This is a genomic window from Seohaeicola sp. 4SK31, from assembly GCF_028802875.1.
Classification (GTDB): domain Bacteria; phylum Pseudomonadota; class Alphaproteobacteria; order Rhodobacterales; family Rhodobacteraceae; genus Seohaeicola.
Window position 1 is genome coordinate 110,935 of the sequence record NZ_JARAMP010000005.1, and the last position, 24,694, is coordinate 135,628.

Sequence of the window (24,694 nt, forward strand, 5' to 3'; positions counted from 1 at the left end):
CGGGCGCTGGGCCCGGCCTTCTTTTGTCTCTATCGCAAAATCTTACTTCGCGGCGGCGTTCTTGTTTGCGGCCTTGATCTTGGGCTTGGCCGGGCCGCTGTTGGCGTCGATGAAGTTCAGCACCAGCGGGCGGATGTTGTTGCGCCAGCTTTTGCCCGCGAAGATGCCATAGTGACCGGCATCGGGTTCGACATGGCTGGCCTTCTTGCTGTCCGGCAGGCCGGTGCACAGGGCGAGCGCGGCGATGCACTGACCGGGGGCCGAGATATCGTCCTTGGCGCCTTCCACCGTCTTGACGGCGACATCGGTGATCTTGCCGATATCGACATGGCGGCCATTTACGGTGAATGCGTTCTTGGCGATCTCGCGGTTCTTGAAGATCCGCTCGACCGTGGACAGGTAGAATTCGGCGGTCATGTCCATGACAGCCAGATATTCGTCATAGAAACGGTTATGGGCGTCATGATCCGACGCCTCGCCGCGGGCGGTGCGGGCGATCTGATCCATGAAGGCCTTGGCATGGCGGTCGCCGTTCATCGAGATGAAGGAGGACAGCTGCAACAGGCCCGGATAGACCATGCGCCCCACGCCGGGGTATTTGAACCCGACGCGCTGGATCATCGACTGCTCCAACTGGCCCATGGTCACCCGCGCGCCGAAATCGGTCACGTCGGTGGGGGTGGCGTCCGGGTCGATCGGTCCACCGATCAGCGTCAGGCTGCGCGGCTGGGCGGAGGGGTCCTCCTCGGCCAGATAGGCGGTGGCGGCCAGCGCCAGCGGCGCGGGCTGACAGACGGCGATCACATGAGTGTCCGGTCCCATGTGGCGCATGAAATCCACCAGATAGAGGGTGTAATCCTCGACATCGAACTTGCCGGCGCTGACGGGGATGTCGCGGGCATTGTGCCAGTCGGTGATATAGACCTCGCAATCGACAAGCAGGCTTTTCACGGTCGAGCGCAGCAGGGTGGCGTAATGGCCCGACATCGGCGCGACCAGAAGCACCTTGCGGTGGCTGGGCTCGCGTCCGGCGACGCGGAAATGGACAAGGTTGCCGAAGGGTTTGTCCACGACGGTGTCGATATGGACCAGATGGTCCTTGCCATCGGCGCCGGTAAAGGTGCGGATGCCCCAGTCCGGTTTCGCGACCATGCGCTTGAAGCTGCGCTCGGTCACTTCGCCCCAGGCGGCCATCCATTGCAAAGCAGGGTTTGGCACCATGCTGAAAACCGGATAGGATGCCAGTGACAGGGCGGAGGCACCCAGCCATTGGTTCGTATTACGCATCGTTTCCATAAGGTCGTAAGCGGCCATGTAACGCATCGGCGTCTCCTCGGTATACCATACGCAGGGGTGGTCATCATGCCGCTGGCCTCCCCGACAGGACGGCAACAATGCTGCGTAGCAGCAAGAATACGGGGAATTTTTGAATATGACAACTGAAGAGGCTGGTCAGGGCGAAAATTTAGAGCGTCTGAACGCCAATCTGGCCAAAGTCGAGGAATTGTCCCAGCGACTTGTCTCTGCATTGTCACACCGCAAGGCGGCGAATCCCACCTTGAACGCACCGGATCAGGAGATGTTCGCCAAGGCTGCGGGCACCTACTGGACCCGGATGATGCAGAACCCGGCGCATCTGTTCGAGACTCAGGTCGAATATTGGGGCAGCGCGGTCAAACATTTCCTTGAGGCGCAGCAAGCCCTTGCCAGCGGCAAGTTGCAGGCGCCCGAGGATCACACGCCCGATGACCGGCGCTTTGCCAACCCGATGTGGAAGACGCATCCCTATTTCAACTTCATCAAGCAGCAATACATGATCAACGCGCAGGCCATCGAGAAGGCCGTGGCCGAGATCGACGACATGACGCCCAAGGAAAAGAAGCGTCTGGAATATTTCGCGCGCCAGATCGTCGACATGATGGCACCCACGAATTTCCTGACCACCAATCCCGACGCGCTGGAACGCGCCGTCGCCACCGAGGGTGAGTCGCTGGTCAAGGGGCTGGAGAATCTGGTCGCCGATATCGAGGCCAATCAGGGCGAGATGCTCGTGCGGCTGGCCGATGACAGCGCTTTCCGTCTGGGCGAGAATATCGCCACCACGCCGGGGCAGGTCGTTTACCGCAACCGGATGATGGAACTGATCCAGTTCGCGCCAACGACCGACACGGTTCATGCGATCCCGCTGATCATCTTTCCGCCTTGGATCAACAAATACTACATCATGGATCTGAAGCCCGAGAACAGCCTGATCAAATGGATCACCGATCAGGGCTTTACCCTGTTCGTCGTGTCCTGGGTGAACCCGGACGAAAGCTACCGTGACGTGGGGCTGGATGATTACATCAACGACGGTTACCTGACCGCGATCCGCGAGGTGAAGGCGATCACCGGGCAAAAGCAGGTCAACGCCGTGGGCTATTGCATCGCGGGCACGACGCTGTCGATGGTGCTGGCGCTGCTGAAACAGCGCGGCGACAATTCAATCAAGTCGGCGACCTTCTTCACGGCGCTGACGGATTTTTCCGAACAGGGCGAATTCACGCCCTTCCTTCAGGATGATTTCATCGACGGGATCGAGGCCGAGGTGGCCGAGAATGGCGTGTTGCGGTCCTTCATCATGGCGCGGACGTTCTCGTTCCTGCGGTCGAACGACCTGATTTATGGGCCTGCCATCAAAAGCTATATGCTGGGCGAGGCACCGCCCGCCTTTGATCTGCTGTATTGGAACGGCGACGGCACGAACCTGCCCGCGCGCATGGTGGTGGAGTATCTGCGCTGGCTCTGCCAGCAGAACCGTTTCGCCGGAGAGGGGATCGACTTGCTGGGCACGCGGTTGCATCTGTCCGAGGTGGATCTGCCCGTCTGTCTGATCGCCTGCGAGACCGATCACATCGCGGCCTGGAAGGACAGCTATCGCGGCGCGCAGGGCATGGGGTCGAATGACCGCACCTTCATCCTGTCGCAGTCGGGCCATATCGCGGGGATCATCAACCCGCCCACCAAGAAGAAATACGGCCATTACACCAACGAGGACATGAGCCTGCCCGCCGACGACTGGAAGGGCAAGGCTGACTTCCACGAGGGCAGCTGGTGGCCGCGCTGGGGCAAGTGGCTGGCAAAGCGGTCGGGCAAGACGGTTGACGCTAGGGAACCGGGTGATTCTACCCATCCACCGCTGTGTCCGGCACCCGGAACATATGTGCTTCCGCCTGCAAGGGACTGATTCACAAGACATAAAAGAAATTATGCTGCGATGCGGCATAAAATCCTTGAAATGCCGCGTTGCAGCATGCATATTGGGTGCAGCTTCAAACACCGGGGTGGGCCCGGAAAGCACGAAAAGGATCAAGACAATGGCCAAGACGCAAGATTTCACCGCCATGATGAAAGACATGATGGGCGCATTCCCCGTTGACACCAAGTCGATGGAAGACGCCTTCAAGACTCAGGCGACCCTGAACGAGAAACTGTCGGGTCTGGCCCTGACCGCGGCCGAGAAATCGACCGAGATCTCGACCAAATGGACCAAGGACACGCTGTCCAAGCTGGCCGAAATGACCAAAGTGAAGGCAGAGCCTGCCGATTACGCCAAAGCCATGACCGATTTCGCATCGGCTCAGGCAGAAGCATCGGCCGAGTACATGGCCGCTTTCGCCGAAGTCGCCAAGAAAATGCAGATGGACACCGTCGAACTGCTGATGGCTGCCGGCAAGGACATGACCGAGGAAGCTTCTGCCGCTGTGCAGAAAGCCGCCAAGGACGCGACCACCGTGGCGAAAAAAGCCGCTGCGAAGTAATCGCGGACGGTAACGAACGCACTGACGCATCCTTCTCCTCCTCCCTGGGATGCGACACGCGAGGGCGGGCCATTGTGCCCGCCCTTTCTTTTTGTTCTGCATGGGCCTAAGCTATGCTGCAGTGCTGCATCAAGGGGAGGGTCGCCCGTGGCCGAAGACAAGAAACCGCTTCTGATCAAGCGTTATGCCAGTCGCCGTTTGTACAATACCGAAACCAGCGATTACGTCACGCTTGAGGATATCGCCGGTTTCATCCGCGAGGGTCGCGAGGTGCAGATCGTCGATCTGAAATCCGGCGACGACCTGACGCGGCAATATCTGCTGCAGATCATCGCCGAACATGAAAGCCGGGGCGAGACGATGCTGCCGGTGAATGTGCTGACCGATCTGGTGCGCAGCTATACCACGCAGGCCGGGTCGGTTGTGCCGCAATTCCTGGCCATGTCCTTTGACATGCTGCGCGACAGCCAGTCCAAGATGATGGAAAACATGGCCCGGGTCACGCCCATGGCCAAGCTGCCCGGATTCGAGGCGATGCAGGCCCAGCAGGAGGCGTTCCTGAAGGCGATGACCGGCGGTCTGAAAGGCGGATGGCCCGTGGGATCGTCCGGCCCTGCGCGCGAGGCGGATACCGACAAGGATGACGAGGCCGGGCTGGACGAGATCAAGCGCCAGTTGCAGGACTTGCAGACGAAACTGTCCAAGATGGGCAAGTGATCCCGTCATGGTCGACAGCCCCGGTCGCATAACCCTCTGGGGGATCGAGGTTTTCGTGGCCACGGCGGAAGAGGGTAGCATCTCGGCCGCCGCGCGCCGCCTTGGCGCCAGCGCCTCGGCGGTCAGCCAGCAATTGACCAATCTGGAAGGCGCGATCGGGGCCACGCTGCTGCAACGCAACGCGCGCCCCGTGACCCTGACCCCGGCGGGCGAGTTGTTCCGCAGGCGGGCGGGCATCATTCTGAACGAGGCGTCTTTGGCGCGGGCCGAGCTGGCGATGGCCGATCTGTCGGCCTTGACCCGGTTCAGGCTGGGCATGATCGAGGATTTCGAGGCCGATGTGACGCCGCGCCTGCTGACCGATCTGGCGGCCAGTCTGAAAGGCTGCCAGTTCCTGCTGGAAACCGGGGCCAGCCATCACCTGCATGACCAGTTGGACGCGCGCGCGCTGGATGTGATCGTGGCCGCCGATATGGGGGCCGAGGCCGACTGGATGGAGCTGCATCCGCTTTTGACCGAAGGCTTCGTCGTGGCCACCGCCAAGGGGGCGTTGCGCCCGGATCGTGACGTGCTCAAGCAGTTGAAAACCCTGCCTTTGGTGCAATACACGACGCGGCATTACATGGGCCGGTTGATCGCGGCGCATCTGGCGCGGCAGAACCTGACGCTGGCGCATCGGTTCGAACTGGACAGCTATCACGCCATTCTGGCGCTGGTAGCGCAGGGCGCGGGCTGGACGATCCTGACGCCGCTGGCCCTGATGCGGGCGCGGCGCTTTGCCGACCGGCTGGATGTGTTCGAACTGCCCTTCGCGCCGCTGTCGCGCACGATTTCCCTGACGGCGCGCAAGGGCGTGTTGCAGGACATGCCCGCTCAGGTGGCAGAGCGGCTAAGGCCGCTGTTGCGTGACATCATCGTGACCCCGGCCATTCAGGCGCATCCCTTCATGGCCGGGCAATTGACGCTTATCTAGGTGGCATAGGCCCGCAGATTGCCCATCACCTCTTGCGCGGCGGCGATCAGGGCATCGGCGATCACATCCAGTTCCGGCAGCTGCAGGCGCGCGGGCAGGCGGGTGTCGCAGGCGCGCATCAGCATGGCGCGGGTCTGGGGCAGGGCGGGGATATCGCCCAGAAACTGCCAGTTCCAGAAGGCGCGGGCGTTATCGGCACTCATCCCGAAAACCTGCACCTTGACGCCGCGCCGGGCGGCGGCATCCGCAAAGGCGCGGATATCGTCATCCGACATGCCGACCATGTTGAACTGGATGGAATCGGGCGCGCGTTCTTCGGGGGCCAGTTTCTCGGGCACCTCGATCCAGGGCGAGGCGTTCAGTTTCGCCGCCACATAATCATGGTTGCGCCGCCCATCCGCCACGCGCCGGGCCATTTCCGCCAGTTGCGGCCGGATCAGCGCCGCGCTCAGGTTGTTGAGGCGCAGATTGTAAAGCGGCAGCTTGTTCTGCCAGCGGGCAAAGGCTGCCTCCAGATCGGCCTGCGCGGCCGGATCCAGACTGCCGTGTTTCTTCCAGTTATGCTCGTAAGCGCCGGACATGATGATGGCGCGGGCCACCAGATCGGCATCGTCGGAAATCAGGATGCCACCCTCGCCCGCGTTCAGGAGCTTGTAGCTCTGGAACGAAAAACAGCCCATCTTGCCGATGCTGCCGATGATCTTGCCATGCCATGTGGTGCCCAGGGAATGGGCCGCATCCTCGATCACCGGGACCCCTGCCGCGTCAGACAGCGCCATGATCGCATCCATGTCGGATGTGTGCCCGCGCATATGGCTGATCATCACGGCCTGCACGCCGGGCAGCTTGGCCGCGAAATCGGCCATGTCGATGCGGTAATTCTCGCCCACCTCGCACAGGACCGGGACGCAATCGGCATGCACGATGGACGAGGGCACGGCGGCAAAGGTAAAGGCCGGGATCAGCACCTTTGCCCCCCGTGGCAGGTCCAGCGCCTTGAGCGACAGGAACAACGCGGCGGAGCAGGAGGAGACCGCCAAAGCATAGCGCACGCCCATCATCGCCGCGAACTCCCGTTCCAGAAGCGCCACCGGCGACGCCTCGGTCGAGGTGTAACGGAACAGGTCCCCCGTTTGCAGCAGGCGTTCGATCTCGGCCCGGGCCGCGGGCGGGATGGGTTCCGCGTCATAGGTGTTGGGGGGAAGGGCGGCAGGGGTATCGAGCGACATGCGTTTCGGCTTTCCTGAATACTCTTTTCAGGATTTCTAAACGATTATCGCTGTCACTCAAGCCCCAAATGCGCGCAAGGCGGGTTTCTGTCTCAGATCCCTAGACGGTCGCGCAGGGAATACCATGTCATCGCCAGGACCAGCAGCGGGTTGCGGAAGGCCGCGCCACCGGGGAAGGGCGTGGTCGGAATGCGCGCCATGGTGTCGAAGCCTTCGGCCTGCCCGCCGATGGCCTTGGCCATGAGATAGCCCGCATGGGTCGCGGTGCCGACACCGTGGCCGGAATAGCCCGACGCGGACAGGATATTGGGCGCCACCCGGGCCAGATAGGGCAGGCGTTTCATGGTGATGGCCAAAGTGCCGCCCCAGGCGTAATCCAGACGGATATCCGCCAGATGCGGAAAAATCTCGGACATCGGCTTGCGCACCAGTGCCGCGATGTCGCGCGGGAAACGGTAGCCATAGGATTCCCCGCCCCCGAACAAAAGCCGCTTGTCCGCACTCAGGCGGAAGTAATTGACCACGAATTTGCTGTCCGCCACCGCCACGTCGCGGGTCAGCACGCGGCCGGCGTCATCGCCCAGCGGTTCGGTTGCCACGATGAAATTGTTGATGGGCATCACCCGCGCGGCCACCTTGCGGTTCAACCCGCCAAGGTATCCGTTGCAGGCCAGGATCAGGTGATCCGCCTCGATCCGTCCCTGTCCGGTCTGCACGGCGATCCTTGCGCCCTCGGTGATGTGATGCACATGGCTGTTCTCGAAGATCCGCACCCCCGCCGCCACCGCCGCACGGGCCAGTCCCAGCGCGAAGTTCAGCGGATGCAGATGCGCGGCCCCCATGTCCAGCACCCCGCCTTTATAGACGGGCGAGGGGCAGAGCGCGTGGCAGGCCGCCGCGTCCAGCGCCTCGATCCCGGCGTAGCCATAATCGCGCTGCAAGAGATCCGCATAGCGGTGCAGGTCATCCACCTCGCGCGGGGAAAATCCGGTCCAGGCGACGCCGGGTTTCAGATCGCAGTCGATCCCATGCCGCGCGATCAGCCCCTTGACCAGATCCTTGGCCTCCTCGCCCAGATCCCACAATTGCCGCGCCGCAGGCTTGCCCAGCATCTTTTCAAGGCTGGCCTGATCCTGTCGCTGTCCCGATCCCAACTGCCCGCCATTGCGCCCCGAGGCCCCGAAGCCCACGCGATGCGCCTCCAGCAGCACCACGTCAAAGCCCGCTTCCGCCAGATGGAGCGCCGCCGAGAGACCCGTGTAGCCCGCGCCCACGACGCAGACATCGGCCCGCGCCGTGCCTTTCAACGCCGGGTGACGCGGGGCGTCATGGGCGGTGGCGGCATACCAGCTTGGCGGATACTCGCCCTGACGGTCATTGGAAAATAGCAGGTTCACGGCGCCCCTCCTGTTCTGGTGACGGACGTTCTGTTTCTTTTTGCGGAAAATATCCCGGGGGGCGGCCGCAGGCCGGGGGGCAGCGCCCCCCAGCGCCCGCGATCACACGTTCAACAGCAGATGTTCCCGCTCCCACGGGCTGATGACTTGCAGGAATTCTTCGTATTCCGTGCGCTTCACGATGGAATAGACGCGGGCGAAATCAGGGCCCAGCACCTCGTGCAGGTCCTTGGCCTCCTCGAACAGGTCCAGCGCATCGCCCATCACGCGGGGGATATCGCCCTCGCCCTCATAGGCGTCGCCCTTGAACTGCTTTTCGGGCCAGATTTCCTGCATCATGCCCAGATAGCCGCAGGCCAGACTTGCGGCGATGCCCAGATAGGGGTTGCAATCCATGCCCGCCAGACGGTTTTCCACCCGGCGCGCGGCGGGGCTGGACAGGGGCACGCGGATGCCGGTCGTGCGGTTGTCGCGGCCCCATTCCAGATTGATGGGCGCGGCATGGCCCACCACATAGCGGCGATAGCTGTTCACATAGGGCGCCAGCACCGCGATCGCCGAGGGCAGGTGTTTCTGCATGCCGCCGATGAAGTGGAAAAACGCATCCGTCTCGCCGCCCTGCGGGCCGGAGAAAAGGTTCTGCCCCGTTTCCATGTCAAGAACGGAATGGTGGATATGCATGGCGCTGCCGGGTTCATCGGCGATGGGTTTGGCCATGAAGGTGGCGAAACAGTCGTGGCGCAGCGCGGCTTCGCGGATCAGGCGTTTGAAATAGAACACCTCATCGGCCAGCTTGATCGGATCGCCATGCAGCAGGTTGATCTCCAGCTGCCCGGCGCCGCCTTCCTGGGTGATGCCGTCGATCTCGAAACCCTGAGCTTCGGCGAAATCATAGATGTCGTCGATCACGGGGCCGAATTCATCCACGGCGGTCATCGAATAGGCCTGACGCGCGGCGGCGGGACGGCCCGAGCGGCCCATCATCGGCTCGATCTTCTTGGCCGGGTCCAGATTGCGCGCAACCAGATAGAATTCCATCTCGGGGGCGACGACGGGTTCCCATCCCTGTTTGTGATAAAGGTCGATCACGCGCTTGAGCACGTTGCGCGGGGCGAAGGGGATCGCGTTGCCCTTGCGGTCATAGGCGTCGTGGATCACCTGAAGGGTCCAGTCGCCGGTCCAGGGCGCAGCGGTGGCGGTGCTCATGTCGGGGCGCAGGATCATGTCGCGCTCGATGAAGCCTTCGGCACCTGCCGCCTCGCCCCAGTCGCCGGTGATGGTCTGGTAGAAGATCGAATCCGGCAGGTGGAAGTAATCCTGCCGCGCGAATTTGCTGGCAGGCACAGCCTTGCCGCGCGCGATGCCGGGCAGGTCCGAGATGATGCATTCCACCTCGTCCAATCGTCGGTTTTCCAGAAACAGGCGCGCGGCCTCGGGCAGGTGGTCGGTCCAGTCTTTCATCTCATGCGGTCCTTTTGAGGAAGGCCGCCATGCGGTCAGCAAAGCGGGCGGAATCCAGCGGCGCGTCCAGCTTGTCGCGGGCGGCGGCGATCTGGTCTGCGGGCACGACACCGGGGGCGCGGTGGGTGATCAGCCCGTCAAGCAGCGGTTTGCCGAATTCCGGATGGGGTTGGATGGTCAGGATGGTGTCGCCATAGGCAAGCGCGGCATTGGCGCAGAAATCGTTGGAGGCCAGCACCTTTGCGCCTTCGGGCAGGACCGTGACCTGATCCTGATGCCAGGCGTTCAGGGTCATGATCTCGTCCCCGAAATCGTAATTGGTGGGGCCCACGGCCCAGCCGCCGGCGAATTTCTCGACCTTGCCGCCAAGGGCCTGGGCGATGATCTGATGGCCGAAGCAGACGCCGATCAGCGGTTTGCCCGCATCGCGTATGGCGCGGATCAGGTCTTCCAGCGGGGGAATCCAGGGATGATCCTCATAGGCGCCGTGTTTGGAGCCGGTGATCAGCCAGCCATCGGCATCATCCGGGCCTGCGGGGAATTGGCCATCCACCACGTTGAAGGTGACGAAGTCGAAGCCGTGCCCGCCCAGAAGGCGCGCGAACATGTCGGAGTAATCGCCAAGCGCGCCCCTGACCTCGTCAGGGGAATGGCCGGTTTGCAGGATGCCGATTTTCATGGAACACCAGTTTTGGAATGGTCGTCATGGTAGCCAAGCCCCCGTGTCACGGCAAGGGGGGCAGGGCAAGGGGGGGCGGGCAAGACCGCCCCCCGATCCCATGGCGTCAGACGGTGTCGAGATAGATCTCGACCCGTTCTTCGGGGGTCAACTCGCCCATGTAATGCAATTCCTGCCGTTTGGTCAGCACGAAGTTGCGGATCAGTTCGGGGGCGAAGATGCCGGCGATTTCGGGACTTGTCTCGAAGGTGTTGATCGCATCGACCCATGTGGTGGGCACCTGCGGCAGGTCCAGCGCATAGGCGTTGCCGGTGATCGGGGCGGGTGGTTCGGCCTGTGCCTCGATCCCGTTCAGCGCGGCCCCCAGGATGGCGGCCAGCATCAGATAGGGGTTCACGTCGCCGCCAGCCACGCGATGCTCGATCCGCCGGGCGCGGCTGCTGCCGGACGGAATACGCACCGCCGCCGTGCGGTTCTCATAGCCCCAGCAGATGCCGGTCGGGGCATGGGCGTCGGGCACAAGGCGGTCATAGCTGTTCCAGTGCGGGGCGAAGATCAGCGTCGAGCCAGACATGGCGTTCAGGCAGCCAGCCACCGCATGGCGCAACTTTTCTGTGCCCAAAGGCCCGCCATCATCAAAAATGTTGCGTCCTTCTGCGTCCAGAACCGAGAAATGTGTGTGAAGGCCGGAGCCTGCGTAATCCTCATAGGGCTTGGCCATGAAGGAGGCGGCAAAGCCGTGCCGCCGCGCCAGACCCTTGACCAGCATCTTGAAAAGCCAGGCATCGTCGGCGGCGCGCAGGGCGTCGTCGCAATGCATGAGGTTGACTTCGAACTGGCCCAGACCTGCCTCGGAAATGGCGGTGTCGGCGGGGATGTCCATCTCCTCGCAGGCCTCGTAAAGGTCGGTGAAGAAGGTATCGAAGGCATCCAGCGCGCGGATCGACAGGGTTTCCGCCGCCTTGCGCCGCTTGCCCGAGCGCGGGCTGACCGGAACCTGCAACTTGCGGCCCGAGTCGTCGATCAGGAAGAATTCCAGTTCGACCGCGACCACGGGGGTCAGGCCATGGGCCTTGTAGCGGTCCACCACGGCGCGCAGGGCGTGGCGGGGATCGCCCTCATAGGGGCGGCCATCCTCGCGGAACATCCAGATCGGCAGCAGCGCCGTCGGCGCCTCCAGCCAGGGCATCGGCATGAAGCCACGCTCGGTCGGTTTCAGCACGCCGTCGGCATCGCCGGTTTCAAACACCAGAGGGCTGTCATCGATATCCTCGCCCCAGATATCGAGGTTCAGCACGGAAAGCGGAAAGCGCGTCCCCTCGTCCACCACCTTGTCGGCATAGCGCGTGGGCACGCGCTTGCCGCGCGCCTGGGCGTTCAGATCGGCGGCGGCCACGCGGATCGTGCGCACCTCGGGGTGCTTTCTCAGCCAGTTCTTCATCGTCTCACCTGACGGGTTGAGGGCTGGCATGCATCGACAGGGCGCGATTGCCGCGTCCCGACGATATCAGGTCCATGCCCTTGGTCCTTTGTTTATGATCAAATTTCACGAGATAGGTTGTAGCTGCCCGCCGCATCAGAAAAAGCGGATCGGATCACACCCAAATAATTTGATCAAAATATTGATACTACCGGATCAGATTCGGACGCAAGCGAATTTTGCGACGTTGTTCGGGCGGCAGGTGGCGGTTCAGGTGGCGGTTGACCAGCCCGAAGAGGCCGATGATGGCCAGTGTCAGCAGGATGAAATAGCCCGCAAGGATCGGGTAGGGCACGAAGGGGTTGAAGGTCTGATCCGCGAAATACCGCGCGTAGTAAAGCGCGTCGCCCTTTTGCTGCTGCGCGGGAAAGCCCGAAAAGAACACCAGCGTCGTGGCGTGGAACAGGAAGATCGCCTCGTTCGTGTAGCCGGGCCAGGCCAGCCGCAGCATGGTGGGCCAGATGATCCGGCGAAAGCGCGGCCAGCCCGACATGCCGTAGGCATCCGCCGCCTCGACATCGCCGCGCGGGATGGATTTCAGCGCGCCATAGAAAATCTCGGCCGAATAGGCGGCGGTGTTGAAGAACAGCACCACCAGCGCGCCCAGCCAGGCCGAACTGAACGGGTCAAAGACCGGATGCACGGATTTCAGGCTGAGGAACAGGAAATAGGCGAAGAAGAACTGGATGAAGAGGGGCGAGCCGCGAAAGATGAAGATGAACCATTCGGACGGCTTGCGGATGACCCGCGCGCGGGCACCCTTGCCCAGGGCCAGCGCGGTGGCCAGAAAGAACCCCGCCGCCAGCGCCAGCACGCCGAAATAGACGTTCCAGATCAGCCCCGAGCCGATCAGCGTGAATTGCTGGCAGAGCGTGAAATCCGAGCGCGGCAGCAGCCGTTCGCCATATCCGAGGCTGCGCAGCCCGTAATCCGTGATGGTCTGGAGGCAGCTCATGTTTCGGCCCTTCGCTGGGCTTCGCCGCCCGTGGTGGCCTGCCCGAGCGTGAGCCGCGCCATGAGGCGGTCCAGCACGACCTCGGACACACGGGTGAAGGCAAGGTAGAAGACCAGCAGGACAAGGAAATACCACATGCGCCAGTCGCCATGCGGGTAATCGGTGAAGCGCGGTGTCTTGGAGCCGCCCAGTTCACGCGCCCAGTAGACGATATCCTCGACCCCCAGCAGGAACAGCAGCGGCGTGGATTTGATCAGCACCATCCAGAGATTCGACAGGCCCGGCAGGGCATAGACCCACATCTGCGGCACGACGATGCGCCGGAATGTCTGGCGCTGCGACATGCCATAGGCCTCGGCGGTTTCAAGCTGGCTGCGGGGCACGGCGCGCATGGCCCCGTAAAGGACATTGGCGGCAAAAGCCCCGAACACGATGGCGAAGGTGAAGGCGGCGACGAAGAAGCTGTAGGTCTTGTGGACCCATTGGGGCGAGGTGCCCAGCGGCACCTTGGCCGCCTGACAGACGATGAAGTCATTGCCCTGCCGGATCGCCTGATCCCAGTCGGGGCAGACCCATTGGTGCTTGAGATATTCCAGCCCCTGATCCAGTGCGATGACGAAGAACAGGAAAAAGGCGATGTCGGGCACGCCGCGCACGATGGCGATATAGGTCTTGCCGACAAGGCTGAGCGGGGCAAAGCGCGACCGCGCGGCCGAGGCGCCTGCAAAGCCGAAGGCCAGCGCCGCGGGCGCGGTGATCGCCAGCAGCAGCAGCACGGTGCCGAAAGCCCAGTAGAAATTCAGGTGTTTCCCGGTCGTCAGATAGCAGGCCATCCATGGCAGATCGGACAGCGTGGCTGGATCTGTGCAGAAACTGAACATGACGGGCCCTGACGCGGAGGTGCGGATTGAGTATTTGCAGCAAGATGAAGCAGGGGGCGCCGCGCATCCGTGGCGGCGTCCCCTGTCAGGCGTGGATCAGAAGGTTGCGGCGTCTTCGCCGAACCATTTGGTGATCAGCGTGTTCAGCGTGCCGTCATCCTTCATCGACTGGATGGCCGCGTCGAATTTCGCGCGCAGCTCGGTGTCGCTTTCGCGCAGGCCGATGCCGATACCGCCGCCCAGCTGGACATCCTCGCCCACGAAGCTGAGTTCGCCGCCCGATTCCTCGACGATCGGGATCAGGTAATCCTTGTCGGCAAAGACGGCATCCGCCTCGCCGTTGCGCACCGAGGCGACGGTTTCTTCAGGCGTGGCGAATTCCAGCAAGGTGGCCCCGCTGGCCGCGACATGGCCGGCCTGAATGGTCGAGGCCTGTGCCGACACGACAGCGCTGGTCACGTCGATATCCGCGGTCAGGCCGACATAGGCCGATGCTGCGGGGGGGAAGTAGTTTTGCGTGAAATCAATCACTTCATCGCGTTCGGCGGTGATGCTCATGCCCGCGATGATGGTGTCGTAGTTGCCCGACACGAGGTTGGGGATGATGCCGTCCCAATCGGTGGTGACCCATTCGCAGGTCAGCTCGGCCCGCTTGCACAGCTCGTCACCGACCTCGCGCTCGAAGCCGTCAACCTCGCCCTTGTCGTTGAGGAAGTTGTAGGGAGGGTAGGCGCCTTCGGTGCCCATGCGGATGGTCTGGCTTTGGGCCAGCGCCATCCCTGCGGTCAGGGCCAGTGCGGCGGTGGTCAGGATCAGTGTCTTCATTGTCATCAACTCCTAGTGAAGGGGGTAACAGGCACGCAAACAGGATACTGGTCAGGAAAGGGGAACGCCGGTCAGGCCGGGACCGAGGCGGACAGGAATTGTTGCAGCCGTTCTGTCTTGGGCGCGCTGAACAGGGTGGCGGGCGGTCCCTGTTCCTCGATCCGGCCCAGATGCAGAAAGACCACGTGATCCGAGACATCGGCGGCCATGCGCATGTCATGGGTCACGATCATCATCGTGCGCCCCTCGGCGGCCAGATCCTTGATGACCTTGACCACTTCCTGCTCCAGTTCCGGATCAAGCGCCGAGGTGGGTTCGTCGAACAAAAGCGCCTCGGGCTCCATGCACAGGGCGCGGGCGATGGCGGCGCGCTGCTGCTGCCCGCCCGACAACTGCGCGGGATAGGCGTCGCATTTGTCGCCGATGCCGACCTTGTCCAGATAGCGGCGGGCGGATGCCTCGACCTCGGCCCGGTCGCGCTTGAGCACCGTCACGGGCGCTTCCATCACGTTTTGCAGGATCGTCATGTGGGACCACAGGTTGAACTGCTGGAACACCATGGACAGATTGGTGCGGATACGCAGCACCTGCCCCGGATCGGCCGGATGGCGGTTCAGCCCCGTCCCCCGCCAGCGCACGGGTTCGCCCTTGAACAGGATCTCGCCCTGCTGGCTGTCCTCAAGCAGATTGGCGCAGCGCAGCAACGTCGATTTGCCGGAGCCGGAGGAGCCGATCAGCGAGACCACATCGCCGCGCCGGGCCGAGATGTCCACGCCCTTGAGCACTTCGAGCGCGCCATAGGCTTTGTGCAGATTGCGGATCTCGATGACAGGCGGGGCGTCGGTCAAGGGGGCGTCCATTGTTCAGGGCGGGTTCATCGTGATGTTAGCGTCACAATAGGGCGGAAAAAATGGCCTATTGCAACTTCCAAAACGGAAGAATTCGCGCCGTGGCGGGCGAAATGACCCTTGGTCAAGCCCGGAACGGAGGCTGGTTCACGCCACCGGCGCGTCCGGCGTGGGCACGGACAGATAGGCGCTGACAGGGATCTGGACGAGGCCGCGCAGCATCAGGGCGGCGCGCGTGTCCGCATCCAGCCCGGCGATGGCGGTTGCGATGGCGGCGGCCAGGGGCGCGGGGTCAGCGTGGCGCGCGGTGATATAGGGCAGGCCGGGGGTGGGGGCGGTGCGGTCCAGCACCCGCAGCCGGGCGGTGGCGGGATCATGGCGACGGGCCAGTTCCCATGTCACGGCGTCGATGGCGGCCATGGCGGCGCGGCCTTCGGCCACGGCGCGCAGCGCGGCACGGTGCGATCCGGTGGCCGATGGCCGTGTCAGGCGCAGGTTATGCGCGGCAAAATAGGTGGCCGGCGCGGCCCAGCCCGATTGCGATCCGCCCTCGTTATAGGCGAAGATATCGCCAGCGAAATCAGACAGTTGTGCGCGGTCGTCCTGTGCGTTCACGACCAGAACGCTGCAATAATGGCCCGGCGCGCAGCCGGGCAGGCCGAAATCCGGCGTTCCGACCAGCGTCACCCTGTCATGCAGGCGGGTGCGGAACGGCATCCCGCAGGTCTGCGACAGCAGCAGGTCGGGCCGCTGCCAATGGTCCATGTAATCGGTGAACCCACGTGTCAGCGCGGCAGGGCCATGGCCCAATGCGCCGCGGATCGCCTGCCAATATGTATCCGTCGCGGCCCGCAGTTCGGGCCAGTCATACATCGGCAGGCTGGCGATCATCCGCGCGCCTGTATCCGTTGGCGCGCCACGGCGCTGTCCTGATCAGAGACCCCCAGCATGGACGAGACCATGCGGACCAGCGCATCCTCGGCCCCGTCGCGGGCCCCATCGGCCAGCGCCACCTGCCACAGCGCCTCGATCACGGCGAGACGATCCTCATAGGGGACGGCGTCCTTGATCGCGCGGGTGAAGCGCACGGTATCGGGTGCCTCGCTTTCCAGCACCTCTGCCTCTTTTCGCAGCGCAATGGTGGCGTGCGGGGCAAGACCATAGCGCTGCATCAGGATGCGGTCGATTCTGTGCAGTTCGGTTTCGGCATAGTCGCCATCGGCGCGGGCGATCCGCACCAGCAGCGCGCCAAGCGCCAGACGCGCATCCGCATCGGGCAGCGGGCGATCTGGGCTGGATTGGGTCAGGCGTTTCAGAAGATCGGCAAACATCGGGGCGGTCTTTCTTTTGGCATGATGCGGCAGAGGCCGCGTTGACCCCTAAGGATGAGGCGTATGGTGCACAGGTCAACCGCTCTCGGCGCGGGCGCGGGTCAGGGCTTCGTGAAGATCCGCCTCGTCCAGACCCAACATGACGCGGGTGGTGTGGATTTCCTCGATCTCTTCGACATGGGGCATGCCATCGGCCAGCATCACCTCGCACAGCGCCTCGAGCGCGGAGAGGCGATGCGCGTGATCCAGTTCCGCCCGGATCAGTTCGGCGAACGCATCGGTATGCGGCGCGCGGGCGTCCAGCTTTTCGCAGGTGGCGCGCATCTTGGCCGCCGCGACCGGGTTCAGGCCGAACAGCCGTGCCAGCAGGCGGTCGATGCGCTGAATCTCGGTCAGTTTGTAGCTGTGATCGGACTTGGCCACCCGCACCATCAGCGCGCCAAGCGCCAGTTGCGCGTCCGGTTGCGGCAGCGGCACCTCATGGCTGGAGCGGAAGGATTTGAGCAGTTTTCCAAGCATGCGGCGAGAGTATCGCGCGCCTGTCAGCGTGCCAAGATACCGCCCTGCGGTTGAGTGGTGACTGTTGCATTCTGCCCATGACGGCAACGCGCGAATAGAGGATATCATCCACCGCGATCCCGCCCGGATCGGTGTTCAGCACCACAAGCCCCGCGATGGCGGGTGCGCCGCTGGCGGTGCCGAAGCCCAACGCGGTGAGTCCGCTGGACAGCCCTGTGACGGGGCGGGCCAGAACATGGCCGTCGCGGTCCAGCACGATTACCTCGACCGTGCCGCGCGGGGCGGGGCGCGTGCCCAGCGGATCGGCGTAATCGGCATGGACCAGCAGGCCCACCGCGGCCTGATCGTGATCGAACAGGATCGCCAGCGACCCCTCGCCACGTCCCGACAGGGCCGCAAACCCGTCTGGCCCGATGGGAAAGACCGCGTTCGATCCAAAGCCGCGATGCTGCGCGATGGCGATGCCCTGATCCGGCGGGCCTGTCTCAAGCTGCAAGGGGGGCAAGGCGCGGGCGATGGCGAGCGTGTCGAAACGCGCCCCCGTCTGCTGCGTCAGGATGGCGGGGGATTGTCCGGTGAAATGGCTGGCGACCCGGATGCCATCGCCGCGATGGGGGGCAGACAGAAGATGGCCCGGTTCGGGGCGGGCGGGCCATGCCTCGAACCCTTCGATCCGGTCAAGTTCCTGTCGCAGCACCTCATAGGGGCGAGGCAGGATGGAGTCGGCTTGGGCCGGGCCGCCCGCCCAGATCGCGGTGCAGAAGATCAGCGCGGCCACGCCGCACCGACGCGCGATTGCGGAATAATAGCGCAGGTTGCACAGGCTTGTCACATTCGCTCCTCAAATTCACCCTTTTGCGGTGCCAGCGTGGTGCGATGTTACAGCGCGAAGGGACAGTCTGCCATGACCAGCGCCTCGGAACCGACGGGTTACCATATCGCGGGCACTGCCGAAGCGGTGGCCGGGCCTTTGCGGCATGAGGCGCTGTCCTTCGATTGGGACGGCGACGATCTGGACCGGCTGCGGCGGATGATGTCGCGCAAAGGTGTGGATCTGGAAACGGCGGCACAGGTGTTTTTCAAAGGCTTGCCAGAACGTTACAACATGATTGCCAAGACTGACCTGCTGCCGCAGGCGCAGGCGCGCTGCAATCTTCTGGACAGTATCCACCGGCGCATTGCCTGTGGCTTCTACCTGCCCGATCCCGAGCGCGGTCTGGGCCATGCACGCGGGCAGATGCAGCTCTGGATCGAGCGTCAGCGGGTGGACGGGACGGCCGGACGCTCGGGCCGCTGGGTGTTTGACAACAGCCTGCTGGACATTCAGGTGACAGGGCCCGCCCGCCCCATCATCGTGCAGCGCCCGGTCGAACCTGCGGCACTGGACAGCCTGTGGAAGCGCCTTGCGCGGATGCTGCGGCGCGAGCGTCAGATCAAGCCACCCTGCGAGTTGGAGAACTGAGGCCGCACAGCCTCAGACCAGACGCGAGGTTTCCACGGCGGCGCGCACGAAATCGGCGAAAAGCGGATGCGGCGCGAAGGGTTTCGACTTCAGCTCGGGGTGGAACTGCACGCCGATGAACCACGGGTGATCCTTCCATTCCACGATCTCTGGCAGGCTGCCATCGGGGGACATGCCCGAGAATTGCAGCCCGCAGCTTTCCAGTTTTTCGCGGTAGCGGATATCCACCTCATAGCGGTGGCGGTGGCGTTCCTCGATCGTGGTGGTGCCGTAGACGCGCGCCACCAGTGACCCCGGTGCCAGAGTCGCGTCATAGGCGCCCAGACGCATGGTGCCGCCTTTGTCGTCACCCAGTTTGCGTTCGACCTTGTGGTTGCCCTGCACCCATTCCTTGAGGTGATAGACCACAGGTTCAAACCGCTTCTTGCCGGATTCGTGGTCGAACTCCTCGGACCCGGCGGTGGTCAGGCCCGCCACATTGCGCGCGGCCTCGATCACGGCCATCTGCATGCCCAGACAGATGCCCAGATAGGGGATGTTGCGGGTGCGGGCGAATTCGGCGGCCTTGATCTTGCCCTCCGTGCCGCGCTCGCCAAACCCGCCGGGCACCAGAATGGCGTGGAAACCCTCCAGATACGGGGCGGGGTCCTGGGTGTCGAAAATCTCGGCATCGACCCATTCCACATTGACCTTGACCCGGTTGGCCATGCCGCCATGGGTCAAAGCCTCCTTGATGGATTTATAGGCATCCTCAAGCTGGGTGTATTTGCCCACGATGGCCACGTTCACCGCGCCATCGGTATTGTGGATGCGGTCCACCACATCCTCCCACACGGTCAGGTCGGGGCGCGGGGCGGGGCTGATCTGGAACGCGTCAAGCACGGCCTGATCCAGACCTTCGCGGTGATAGGCCAGCGGCGCCTCATAGATCGAGTTCAGGTCATAGGCGGCAACAACCGCCTCTTTGCGGACGTTGCAGAACAGCGCGATCTTCTCGCGTTCCTTTTCCGGGATCGGATGTTCCGACCGGCAGACAAGGATATCGGGCGCGATACCGATGCTTTGCAATTCCTTGACCGAGTGCTGGGTGGGTTTCGTCTTCAACTCGCCGCTCGCCGCCAGATAGGGCAGCAGCGTCAGATGCATAAAGATGCACTGGCCGCGCGGGCGGTCATGGGAAAACTGGCGGATCGCCTCGAAGAACGGCAGGCCCTCGATATCGCCGACGGTGCCGCCGATCTCGCACAGCATGAAATCGACCTCGTCGGAGCCTACCGCCAGGAAATCCTTGATCTCGTTGGTGACATGCGGGATCACCTGAATGGTCTTGCCCAGGTAATCGCCACGGCGTTCCTTTTCCAGCACGTTGGAATAGATGCGCCCGGAACTGACCGAGTCGGTCTTGCGCGCGGCCACGCCGGTGAAGCGCTCGTAATGGCCAAGGTCCAGATCGGTTTCCGCGCCGTCATCTGTCACGAACACCTCTCCATGCTCGAAAGGCGACATCGTGCCGGGATCGACGTTCAGATAGGGGTCCAGCTTGCGCAACCGCACGGAAAAGCCGCGCGCCTGCAACAGTGCGCCCAAAGCCGCCGAAGCCAGACCCTTGCCCAGCGACGATACAACCCCGCCCGTGATGAAAATATAGCGTGCCATCGGTTGGCGTCCCCCGTCGTTCAGGCTGCGTCTCTCAGCGAATTAGCGCCTTTTGCGGATGTCTCCGACCGCAGCACCACGGGATTTGACCCATAGAGGATTCGCGGACAAAAGGCAAGCTGGCCGCAACATGATGTTGCGGCGAGCGATGGTGTCTCAATCCCTTGTGGATCAGTCGGCGCGCGGCACCAGCGGGGCGTTGTCGCCAGCGGGCGGGGGCAGCAAATCGCCTGCCGGCACCGCCGGATCGGCCGCCGGGGCCGACCTTTCGGTCCCGATGCGGTCCAGCACCGAAGAGCCTGCCGATTTCTGCGCCGCGATGATGGTCAGCGTGATCGAGGTGCAGATGAAGGCAATCGCCAGAACCCATGTCACCTTGGCCAGCGCCGTCGCCGCCGAGCGGCCCGACATCACGCCACCACCGCCGCCACCCATGCCAAGACCGCCGCCCTCGGACCGCTGCATCAGCACGACGCCGATCAGCGCCAGCGCCAGAAGAAGGTGGATGATGAGGATGACGTTTTCCATGGACGATCGCCTGACTGGTCTGGGTGGGCCGTGTTCTGCCGTGCTATCTAGGCAATTTGATCACGCGGGGCAACCCGCGAAACGGGGCGGCCTCATGTCCTGCCTGGCAAGCGGTGCAGAAAGCGGTGTGATTGGGGGGGTGCCCTCCAGTTTCCGGTTTCATGTGGCCGCATGGGTCGATATGAAGGCGCGGGTTTGATCCAGCAAAGAAGGACTCGCAATGGCGAACGTGGTGGTAGTCGGGGCCCAATGGGGCGATGAGGGCAAAGGCAAGATCGTCGATTGGCTGTCCGAGCGCGCCGATGTGATCGCGCGCTTTCAGGGCGGACACAATGCGGGCCACACGCTGGTCATCGACGGCAATGTCTTCAAACTGGCGATCCTGCCCTCGGGCATCGTGCGCGGCGGCAAGCTGAGCGTGATCGGCAATGGCGTGGTGCTGGACCCCTGGCATCTGGTCAAGGAGATCGCCAGCCTGCGCGAGCGTGGCGTCTCGATCACCCCGGAAACCCTGATGATCGCGGAGAATACCCCCCTGATCCTGCCCTTCCATGGCGAGTTGGACCGCGCGCGGGAAGAGGCTGTGGGTGTGGCCAAGATTGGCACCACCGGGCGCGGCATCGGCCCCGCCTATGAGGACAAGGTTGGTCGTCGCGCCATCCGCGTGGCCGATCTGGCCGATTCCGCCACGCTGGAAAGCCGCGTGGACCGTGCTCTGGTGCACCACGATGCGCTGCGCCGGGGTCTGGGGATGGAACCGGTGGACCGCGCCGCGCTGATCAAGGCGCTGGCCGAGATCGCGCCTGCGGTGCTGGAATACGCCGCGCCCGTCTGGAAAGTGCTGAACGACAAGCGCAAGGCGGGCAAGCGCATCCTGTTCGAGGGGGCGCAGGGGGCGCTTCTGGATATCGACTTCGGCACCTATCCCTATGTCACCTCGTCCAATGTCATCGCGGGGCAGGCGGCCACGGGCGTGGGCCTTGGGCCGGGGGCGATTGATTTCGTGCTGGGTATCGTCAAGGCCTATACGACCCGCGTGGGCGAAGGCCCGTTCCCGGCGGAACTGCATGACGCGGACGGAGAACGTCTGGGCGAGCGCGGGCATGAATTCGGCACCAATACCGGGCGCAAGCGCCGCTGCGGCTGGTTCGATGCGGTGCTGGTGCGCCAGACCTGCGCGACATCGGGCGTCAACGGGATCGCCCTGACCAAGCTGGACGTCCTGGACGGGTTCGAGACGCTGAAGATCTGCGTCGGTTACGAACTGGACGGCGCGCGGATCGACTATCTGCCCACCGCCGCCGATCATCAGGCGCGCTGCAAGCCCATCTACGAGGAATTGCCGGGCTGGAGCGAATCGACCGAAGGCGCGCGCAGCTGGGCCGACCTGCCTGCGGCGGCGATCAAATATGTCCGCCGCGTCGAGGAGTTGATCGACTGCCCTGTCGCGCTACTGTCCACCTCACCCGAGCGGGAGGATACGATCCTCGTGACCGACCCGTTCGAGGATTGAGACACACAGACGGGGAAAGCCCATGGCGCTGAGTTACAAGGCCCGCCGTCGCTGGTCACTGGTGATCCTGCTGATCGGTCTGCCGGTCTATATTACCGTGGCGGTGAACGTGGTCGAGATGTTCGACCGCCCGCCGCTATGGCTGGAACTGCTGATCTTTGTGGGTTTGGGCTTCTTGTGGATGATGCCCTTCAAATTCGTGTTCCGCGGTATCGGTCAGGCCGACCCGGACGCGCCGCGGGACAGCGACAAGGGCTGACCGACGCCGACGCGCGGACATGACAAAGGGCGACCGAAGCGGTCGCCCTTTTTTCGTTCGGGATCCTTGGACAGGGTTTAGCCAGCGCGGCGGGCGGCGGGTTTGAAGCCGATATCCTCGGCCGCGGTGAAGCGCCCGCCCCGGATCTTCTGGATCTTGCCCTGACGCAGCAACTGGCCGAAAGCGCGCAGACCGTCCTCGCGGCTGAGCGACGAGGACGCACCCTGACGGGCCTTGCTCATCAGTTGCGGGCGCGAGAATTCGGCCTGTCCCTCCACATGCACAAGATAGGCCGCGGCGGCCTCCAGCACGTCGGGCAGGGCGGTTGCCGCCATCTTGCGGGCGAAATCGGCAAACTCGCCCTCGGCCACGGCCGGGGCGGCAGGACTGGTGGCGGGCGCTTCGGCCTCGTCCGCGGTGGGGGCAAGCGACACCCGGCGCGGCCGCACGGGCGAGGCGGTGCGATCCATCTGCAGATCGACGCGCTGCTCGGCCACCAGCTTGAGCGGCGCGGGGCGCGTCTCGGCAGGGCGCGGCGTGGCAGAGGCGGTCTCACCCACCGGGCGGCGCGGGCGCACCACACTGGCCAGATCATCGCGGAACGCATTGGCCGCAGGATCGCGGACGGGGATGTTGCCTGCCGACTGTTCGGCCTTGGTCGCGGCCACAGCGGCGCGCAGATGCGCGATGGCATTGCGGCGGCTGGCGCTTTCGGGTTCGGTCATGGCGCTTTCGGCTTTGGCCATCAGGCGCGACATGTCATCCTCGGCGCGGACATTGACCAGTTGCTCGCGTGGATCGCGCAGCACAAGCGGTCTGCTGTCCTGTGCGGCATCTTCCTCGTCATCCTCGTCGAAAAGCGAGGTCAGATCATCATCTTCTTCGTCATCGAAGGCGCTGGTCGCGCGGGGATCGGCGTGATCCTCGGTGTCGCGGTAGATGTCGACCAGTTCCGCCTCGACGGCGGCCAGTTCGCGGCGCAGGTCGTCTTCTTCCTCAGGGCTGAGGTCGGCATCGGGCCGGATCCGCAGCGTATCGGCGCGCGGGGCGGGCGACTCATTCTCGTCAGCGGCAGAGGTCTCGGCCTCGTCCTCATCGGCGGCGACCAATGCGCCGCTCGCGAGGGCGGCTTCGAAATCCTCGCGCTTGATCTTGATGACGCGACCGGACAGGGCGGCAGGGGCCAGATCGTCCTCGTCCACCTGATCCAGAACGATACCGCCCGCGTCGGGCTGATCATCCCCGGCCGTGTCGTCCAACTCGGCATCGGGCAGATCTTCGGCGACCAGATCGTCTTCGGCCAGATCGTCGGCGATCAGTGCCGCATCCAGATCCTGCGCAACGCCCTCATCGGCGTGATCTTCCGCCACTTCCTCATCAACCGGCGCTTCTGCGACAGCCTCCGCAGGCTGCGCGTCGCCGGTCAGACGGCTCAGCAGGGCTGCGATCTCGTCGCCATCCTCCTCATCGGTGTCCTGATCGGCGGCAGCGTCCTGGGCCAGGGCGGTCTCGATGCTTGCGGTTGCTTCCGCAAGGAAGCTCTCGGCATGTTCATCCTCGGAATAGGCGTCGGGCGCAGGGGTGGCCGCGGTCTTGGTGACCACGTCGCGGATGCGCTGCAACTTGGCCGCCACGCTGTCCGGATCGGGATGCGGGACAGGGGTCGGTCGCTGCGGCGCGGCGGCGGCAGGCGTCGCCACCTCCTCGGTCGAGAAATCCTCAAGCGAGACGTCTTCCCATTCGTCTGCGGCGGGCGCTTCGGCGGCCGCAGCATTCTCCGTGTCGGACCAGGCCGGGGCTGGCGTCGGTGCGGGCGCTTCGGCCACAGGCTGGGCCACGGCGGCCGTCGCAGCGGGTTGGGACACGGGGGCGGCCTGCGGGGCGGCTTGGGGTGCTGTGGGGGCAGGGGCAAAAGCTGCGGCGGGTTGCGGGGCCAGCGGTGCGGCCACGGCCCCATAAGGTGCGGCGCGCAGCACGATGCTGCCGCGTTCCTCACGCGCCTCGACCCGGCGGGCGATCTCGCGCTCGGCGATGCGGGCCAGCATGTCGGCATCCGGCACCGGCGGTTCCGCGCCGAAATACCGATCCTCCGCGGCGAGATCCCGGAAATACTCCGCAATGGCCTTCATGGTCTCGAAAGAATCGTCGAATCCTTCAAGCGTGCATGAAAATGTTCCATAG

24 protein-coding genes are annotated in these 24,694 nt (G+C 64.0%); 7 read left to right on the forward strand and 17 right to left on the reverse strand.

Annotation, left to right across the window (positions count from 1 at the left end; all coding sequences use genetic code 11):
• Positions 1-42 precede the first annotated feature (42 nt).
• A complete protein-coding gene (gene phaZ / locus PVW27_RS05980; protein ID WP_274555987.1) occupies positions 43-1,323 on the reverse strand; it encodes a polyhydroxyalkanoate depolymerase in 1,281 nt (426 codons plus the stop codon).
• A 109-nt stretch (positions 1,324-1,432) separates the two neighbouring features.
• Between phaZ and PVW27_RS05985 the strand changes: the two genes are divergently transcribed.
• From PVW27_RS05985 to PVW27_RS06000, 4 genes are all read left to right on the forward strand, one after another.
• Positions 1,433-3,226, forward strand: a complete 1,794-nt coding sequence (locus PVW27_RS05985) for a PHA/PHB synthase family protein (RefSeq protein WP_274555989.1) — start codon at positions 1,433-1,435, stop codon at positions 3,224-3,226.
• Between the two features lie 130 nt (positions 3,227-3,356).
• On the forward strand, positions 3,357-3,800 hold the full coding sequence (locus PVW27_RS05990) for a phasin, PhaP (protein WP_274555991.1): 444 nt from the start codon (positions 3,357-3,359) through the stop codon (positions 3,798-3,800).
• A gap of 147 nt (positions 3,801-3,947) precedes the next feature.
• Complete coding sequence (phaR, locus tag PVW27_RS05995; RefSeq protein WP_274555992.1) at positions 3,948-4,517, forward strand: polyhydroxyalkanoate synthesis repressor PhaR; 570 nt, start codon at positions 3,948-3,950, stop codon at positions 4,515-4,517.
• Between the two features lie 7 nt (positions 4,518-4,524).
• The gene (locus tag PVW27_RS06000; RefSeq protein WP_274555994.1) at positions 4,525-5,490 is read left to right on the forward strand and encodes a LysR family transcriptional regulator; all 966 of its coding nucleotides are present in this window, start codon (positions 4,525-4,527) and stop codon (positions 5,488-5,490) included.
• Here the strand turns inward: PVW27_RS06000 and PVW27_RS06005 are convergent.
• The 13 genes from PVW27_RS06005 to PVW27_RS06065 all read right to left on the reverse strand — a co-directional run bounded on the left by PVW27_RS06005 (position 5,487) and on the right by PVW27_RS06065 (position 17,927).
• The gene (locus PVW27_RS06005) at positions 5,487-6,719 is read right to left on the reverse strand and encodes a DegT/DnrJ/EryC1/StrS family aminotransferase (protein WP_274555996.1); all 1,233 of its coding nucleotides are present in this window, start codon (positions 6,717-6,719) and stop codon (positions 5,487-5,489) included. The two genes, PVW27_RS06000 and PVW27_RS06005, sit on opposite strands and share 4 nt — an antisense overlap.
• Positions 6,720-6,811: 92 nt before the next feature.
• Positions 6,812-8,116: an NAD(P)/FAD-dependent oxidoreductase gene (locus tag PVW27_RS06010; RefSeq protein ID WP_274555998.1), complete on the reverse strand. Its 1,305-nt coding sequence runs from the start codon at positions 8,114-8,116 to the stop codon at positions 6,812-6,814.
• A 102-nt stretch (positions 8,117-8,218) separates the two neighbouring features.
• Complete coding sequence (locus tag PVW27_RS06015) at positions 8,219-9,577, reverse strand: glutamine synthetase family protein (RefSeq protein WP_274556000.1); 1,359 nt, start codon at positions 9,575-9,577, stop codon at positions 8,219-8,221.
• Position 9,578: 1 nt separating this feature from the next.
• Positions 9,579-10,256 carry a type 1 glutamine amidotransferase gene (locus tag PVW27_RS06020; RefSeq protein WP_274556002.1) on the reverse strand — a complete coding sequence of 226 codons (678 nt, stop codon included), beginning with the start codon at positions 10,254-10,256 and terminating at the stop codon, positions 9,579-9,581.
• A gap of 106 nt (positions 10,257-10,362) precedes the next feature.
• Positions 10,363-11,697, reverse strand: coding sequence for a glutamine synthetase family protein (locus tag PVW27_RS06025; RefSeq protein WP_274556003.1), 1,335 nt, complete (start codon positions 11,695-11,697; stop codon positions 10,363-10,365).
• A 187-nt stretch (positions 11,698-11,884) separates the two neighbouring features.
• Positions 11,885-12,691 (reverse strand): ABC transporter permease, encoded by an 807-nt coding sequence (locus PVW27_RS06030; RefSeq protein ID WP_274556005.1) that lies wholly within the window; start codon positions 12,689-12,691, stop codon positions 11,885-11,887.
• Positions 12,688-13,572 carry an ABC transporter permease gene (locus PVW27_RS06035; RefSeq protein WP_274556007.1) on the reverse strand — a complete coding sequence of 295 codons (885 nt, stop codon included), beginning with the start codon at positions 13,570-13,572 and terminating at the stop codon, positions 12,688-12,690. Before PVW27_RS06035 ends, PVW27_RS06030 begins: the two co-directional genes overlap by 4 nt.
• Before the next feature lie 96 nt (positions 13,573-13,668).
• Positions 13,669-14,397: a transporter substrate-binding domain-containing protein gene (locus PVW27_RS06040; protein ID WP_274556133.1), complete on the reverse strand. Its 729-nt coding sequence runs from the start codon at positions 14,395-14,397 to the stop codon at positions 13,669-13,671.
• Positions 14,398-14,468: 71 nt separating this feature from the next.
• Complete coding sequence (locus tag PVW27_RS06045) at positions 14,469-15,245, reverse strand: ABC transporter ATP-binding protein (protein ID WP_274556008.1); 777 nt, start codon at positions 15,243-15,245, stop codon at positions 14,469-14,471.
• 147 nt (positions 15,246-15,392) lie between these two features.
• Positions 15,393-16,136, reverse strand: coding sequence for a phosphate/phosphite/phosphonate ABC transporter substrate-binding protein (locus PVW27_RS06050; protein ID WP_274556010.1), 744 nt, complete (start codon positions 16,134-16,136; stop codon positions 15,393-15,395).
• Positions 16,133-16,576, reverse strand: a complete 444-nt coding sequence (locus PVW27_RS06055; protein ID WP_274556012.1) for a tellurite resistance TerB family protein — start codon at positions 16,574-16,576, stop codon at positions 16,133-16,135. The genes PVW27_RS06050 and PVW27_RS06055 overlap by 4 nt, the downstream gene beginning before the upstream one ends.
• 75 nt (positions 16,577-16,651) lie before the next feature.
• Positions 16,652-17,095, reverse strand: coding sequence for a tellurite resistance TerB family protein (locus tag PVW27_RS06060; protein WP_274556013.1), 444 nt, complete (start codon positions 17,093-17,095; stop codon positions 16,652-16,654).
• On the reverse strand, positions 17,055-17,927 hold the full coding sequence (locus tag PVW27_RS06065; protein WP_274556014.1) for a hypothetical protein: 873 nt from the start codon (positions 17,925-17,927) through the stop codon (positions 17,055-17,057). Before PVW27_RS06065 ends, PVW27_RS06060 begins: the two co-directional genes overlap by 41 nt.
• 72 nt (positions 17,928-17,999) lie before the next feature.
• On the opposite strand from PVW27_RS06065, the gene PVW27_RS06070 reads away from it, so the two are divergent.
• On the forward strand, positions 18,000-18,557 hold the full coding sequence (locus tag PVW27_RS06070) for a hypothetical protein (RefSeq protein ID WP_274556015.1): 558 nt from the start codon (positions 18,000-18,002) through the stop codon (positions 18,555-18,557).
• 12 nt (positions 18,558-18,569) lie between these two features.
• Here the strand turns inward: PVW27_RS06070 and PVW27_RS06075 are convergent, their stop codons facing one another.
• Together PVW27_RS06075 and secG are read right to left on the reverse strand one after the other, a co-directional pair.
• Complete coding sequence (locus PVW27_RS06075; RefSeq protein ID WP_274556016.1) at positions 18,570-20,213, reverse strand: CTP synthase; 1,644 nt, start codon at positions 20,211-20,213, stop codon at positions 18,570-18,572.
• A gap of 171 nt (positions 20,214-20,384) precedes the next feature.
• Entirely contained in the window at positions 20,385-20,741 is a 357-nt protein-coding gene (gene secG, locus PVW27_RS06080) for a preprotein translocase subunit SecG (RefSeq protein WP_274556018.1), read from the reverse strand.
• Between the two features lie 220 nt (positions 20,742-20,961).
• Between secG and PVW27_RS06085 the strand changes: the two genes are divergently transcribed.
• Both PVW27_RS06085 and PVW27_RS06090 read left to right on the forward strand, forming a co-directional pair.
• Complete coding sequence (locus PVW27_RS06085; protein WP_274556019.1) at positions 20,962-22,254, forward strand: adenylosuccinate synthase; 1,293 nt, start codon at positions 20,962-20,964, stop codon at positions 22,252-22,254.
• Positions 22,255-22,276: 22 nt separating this feature from the next.
• Positions 22,277-22,513: a DUF2842 domain-containing protein gene (locus tag PVW27_RS06090; protein ID WP_274556020.1), complete on the forward strand. Its 237-nt coding sequence runs from the start codon at positions 22,277-22,279 to the stop codon at positions 22,511-22,513.
• Between the two features lie 77 nt (positions 22,514-22,590).
• Here PVW27_RS06090 and PVW27_RS06095 read toward each other — a convergent pair whose 3' ends face one another.
• Positions 22,591-24,642 carry a hypothetical protein gene (locus tag PVW27_RS06095; protein ID WP_274556021.1) on the reverse strand — a complete coding sequence of 684 codons (2,052 nt, stop codon included), beginning with the start codon at positions 24,640-24,642 and terminating at the stop codon, positions 22,591-22,593.
• Positions 24,643-24,694: the final 52 nt, after the last annotated feature.

Excerpts from the sequence above, each read along its gene's own strand:
- phaZ (WP_274555987.1), bottom strand. The coding sequence starts at position 1,323 with ATGCGTTACATGGCCGCTTACGACCTTATGGAAACGATGCGTAATACG.
- PVW27_RS05990 (WP_274555991.1), top strand. The coding sequence starts at position 3,357 with ATGGCCAAGACGCAAGATTTCACCGCCATGATGAAAGACATGATGGGC.
- PVW27_RS06075 (WP_274556016.1), bottom strand. The coding sequence starts at position 20,213 with ATGGCACGCTATATTTTCATCACGGGCGGGGTTGTATCGTCGCTGGGC.
- secG (WP_274556018.1), bottom strand. The coding sequence starts at position 20,741 with ATGGAAAACGTCATCCTCATCATCCACCTTCTTCTGGCGCTGGCGCTG.
- PVW27_RS06055 (WP_274556012.1), bottom strand. The coding sequence starts at position 16,576 with ATGTTTGCCGATCTTCTGAAACGCCTGACCCAATCCAGCCCAGATCGC.
- PVW27_RS06020 (WP_274556002.1), bottom strand. The coding sequence starts at position 10,256 with ATGAAAATCGGCATCCTGCAAACCGGCCATTCCCCTGACGAGGTCAGG.
- PVW27_RS06030 (WP_274556005.1), bottom strand. The coding sequence starts at position 12,691 with ATGAGCTGCCTCCAGACCATCACGGATTACGGGCTGCGCAGCCTCGGA.
- PVW27_RS06040 (WP_274556133.1), bottom strand. The coding sequence starts at position 14,397 with ATGAAGACACTGATCCTGACCACCGCCGCACTGGCCCTGACCGCAGGG.
- PVW27_RS05985 (WP_274555989.1), top strand. The coding sequence starts at position 1,433 with ATGACAACTGAAGAGGCTGGTCAGGGCGAAAATTTAGAGCGTCTGAAC.
- PVW27_RS06090 (WP_274556020.1), top strand. The coding sequence starts at position 22,277 with ATGGCGCTGAGTTACAAGGCCCGCCGTCGCTGGTCACTGGTGATCCTG.
- PVW27_RS06070 (WP_274556015.1), top strand. The coding sequence starts at position 18,000 with ATGACCAGCGCCTCGGAACCGACGGGTTACCATATCGCGGGCACTGCC.
- PVW27_RS06095 (WP_274556021.1), bottom strand. The coding sequence starts at position 24,642 with ATGAAGGCCATTGCGGAGTATTTCCGGGATCTCGCCGCGGAGGATCGG.
- PVW27_RS06035 (WP_274556007.1), bottom strand. The coding sequence starts at position 13,572 with ATGTTCAGTTTCTGCACAGATCCAGCCACGCTGTCCGATCTGCCATGG.
- PVW27_RS06085 (WP_274556019.1), top strand. The coding sequence starts at position 20,962 with ATGGCGAACGTGGTGGTAGTCGGGGCCCAATGGGGCGATGAGGGCAAA.
- PVW27_RS06005 (WP_274555996.1), bottom strand. The coding sequence starts at position 6,719 with ATGTCGCTCGATACCCCTGCCGCCCTTCCCCCCAACACCTATGACGCG.
- PVW27_RS06060 (WP_274556013.1), bottom strand. The coding sequence starts at position 17,095 with ATGCTTGGAAAACTGCTCAAATCCTTCCGCTCCAGCCATGAGGTGCCG.
- PVW27_RS06015 (WP_274556000.1), bottom strand. The coding sequence starts at position 9,577 with ATGAAAGACTGGACCGACCACCTGCCCGAGGCCGCGCGCCTGTTTCTG.
- PVW27_RS06025 (WP_274556003.1), bottom strand. The coding sequence starts at position 11,697 with ATGAAGAACTGGCTGAGAAAGCACCCCGAGGTGCGCACGATCCGCGTG.
- PVW27_RS06000 (WP_274555994.1), top strand. The coding sequence starts at position 4,525 with ATGGTCGACAGCCCCGGTCGCATAACCCTCTGGGGGATCGAGGTTTTC.
- PVW27_RS06050 (WP_274556010.1), bottom strand. The coding sequence starts at position 16,136 with ATGATCGCCAGCCTGCCGATGTATGACTGGCCCGAACTGCGGGCCGCG.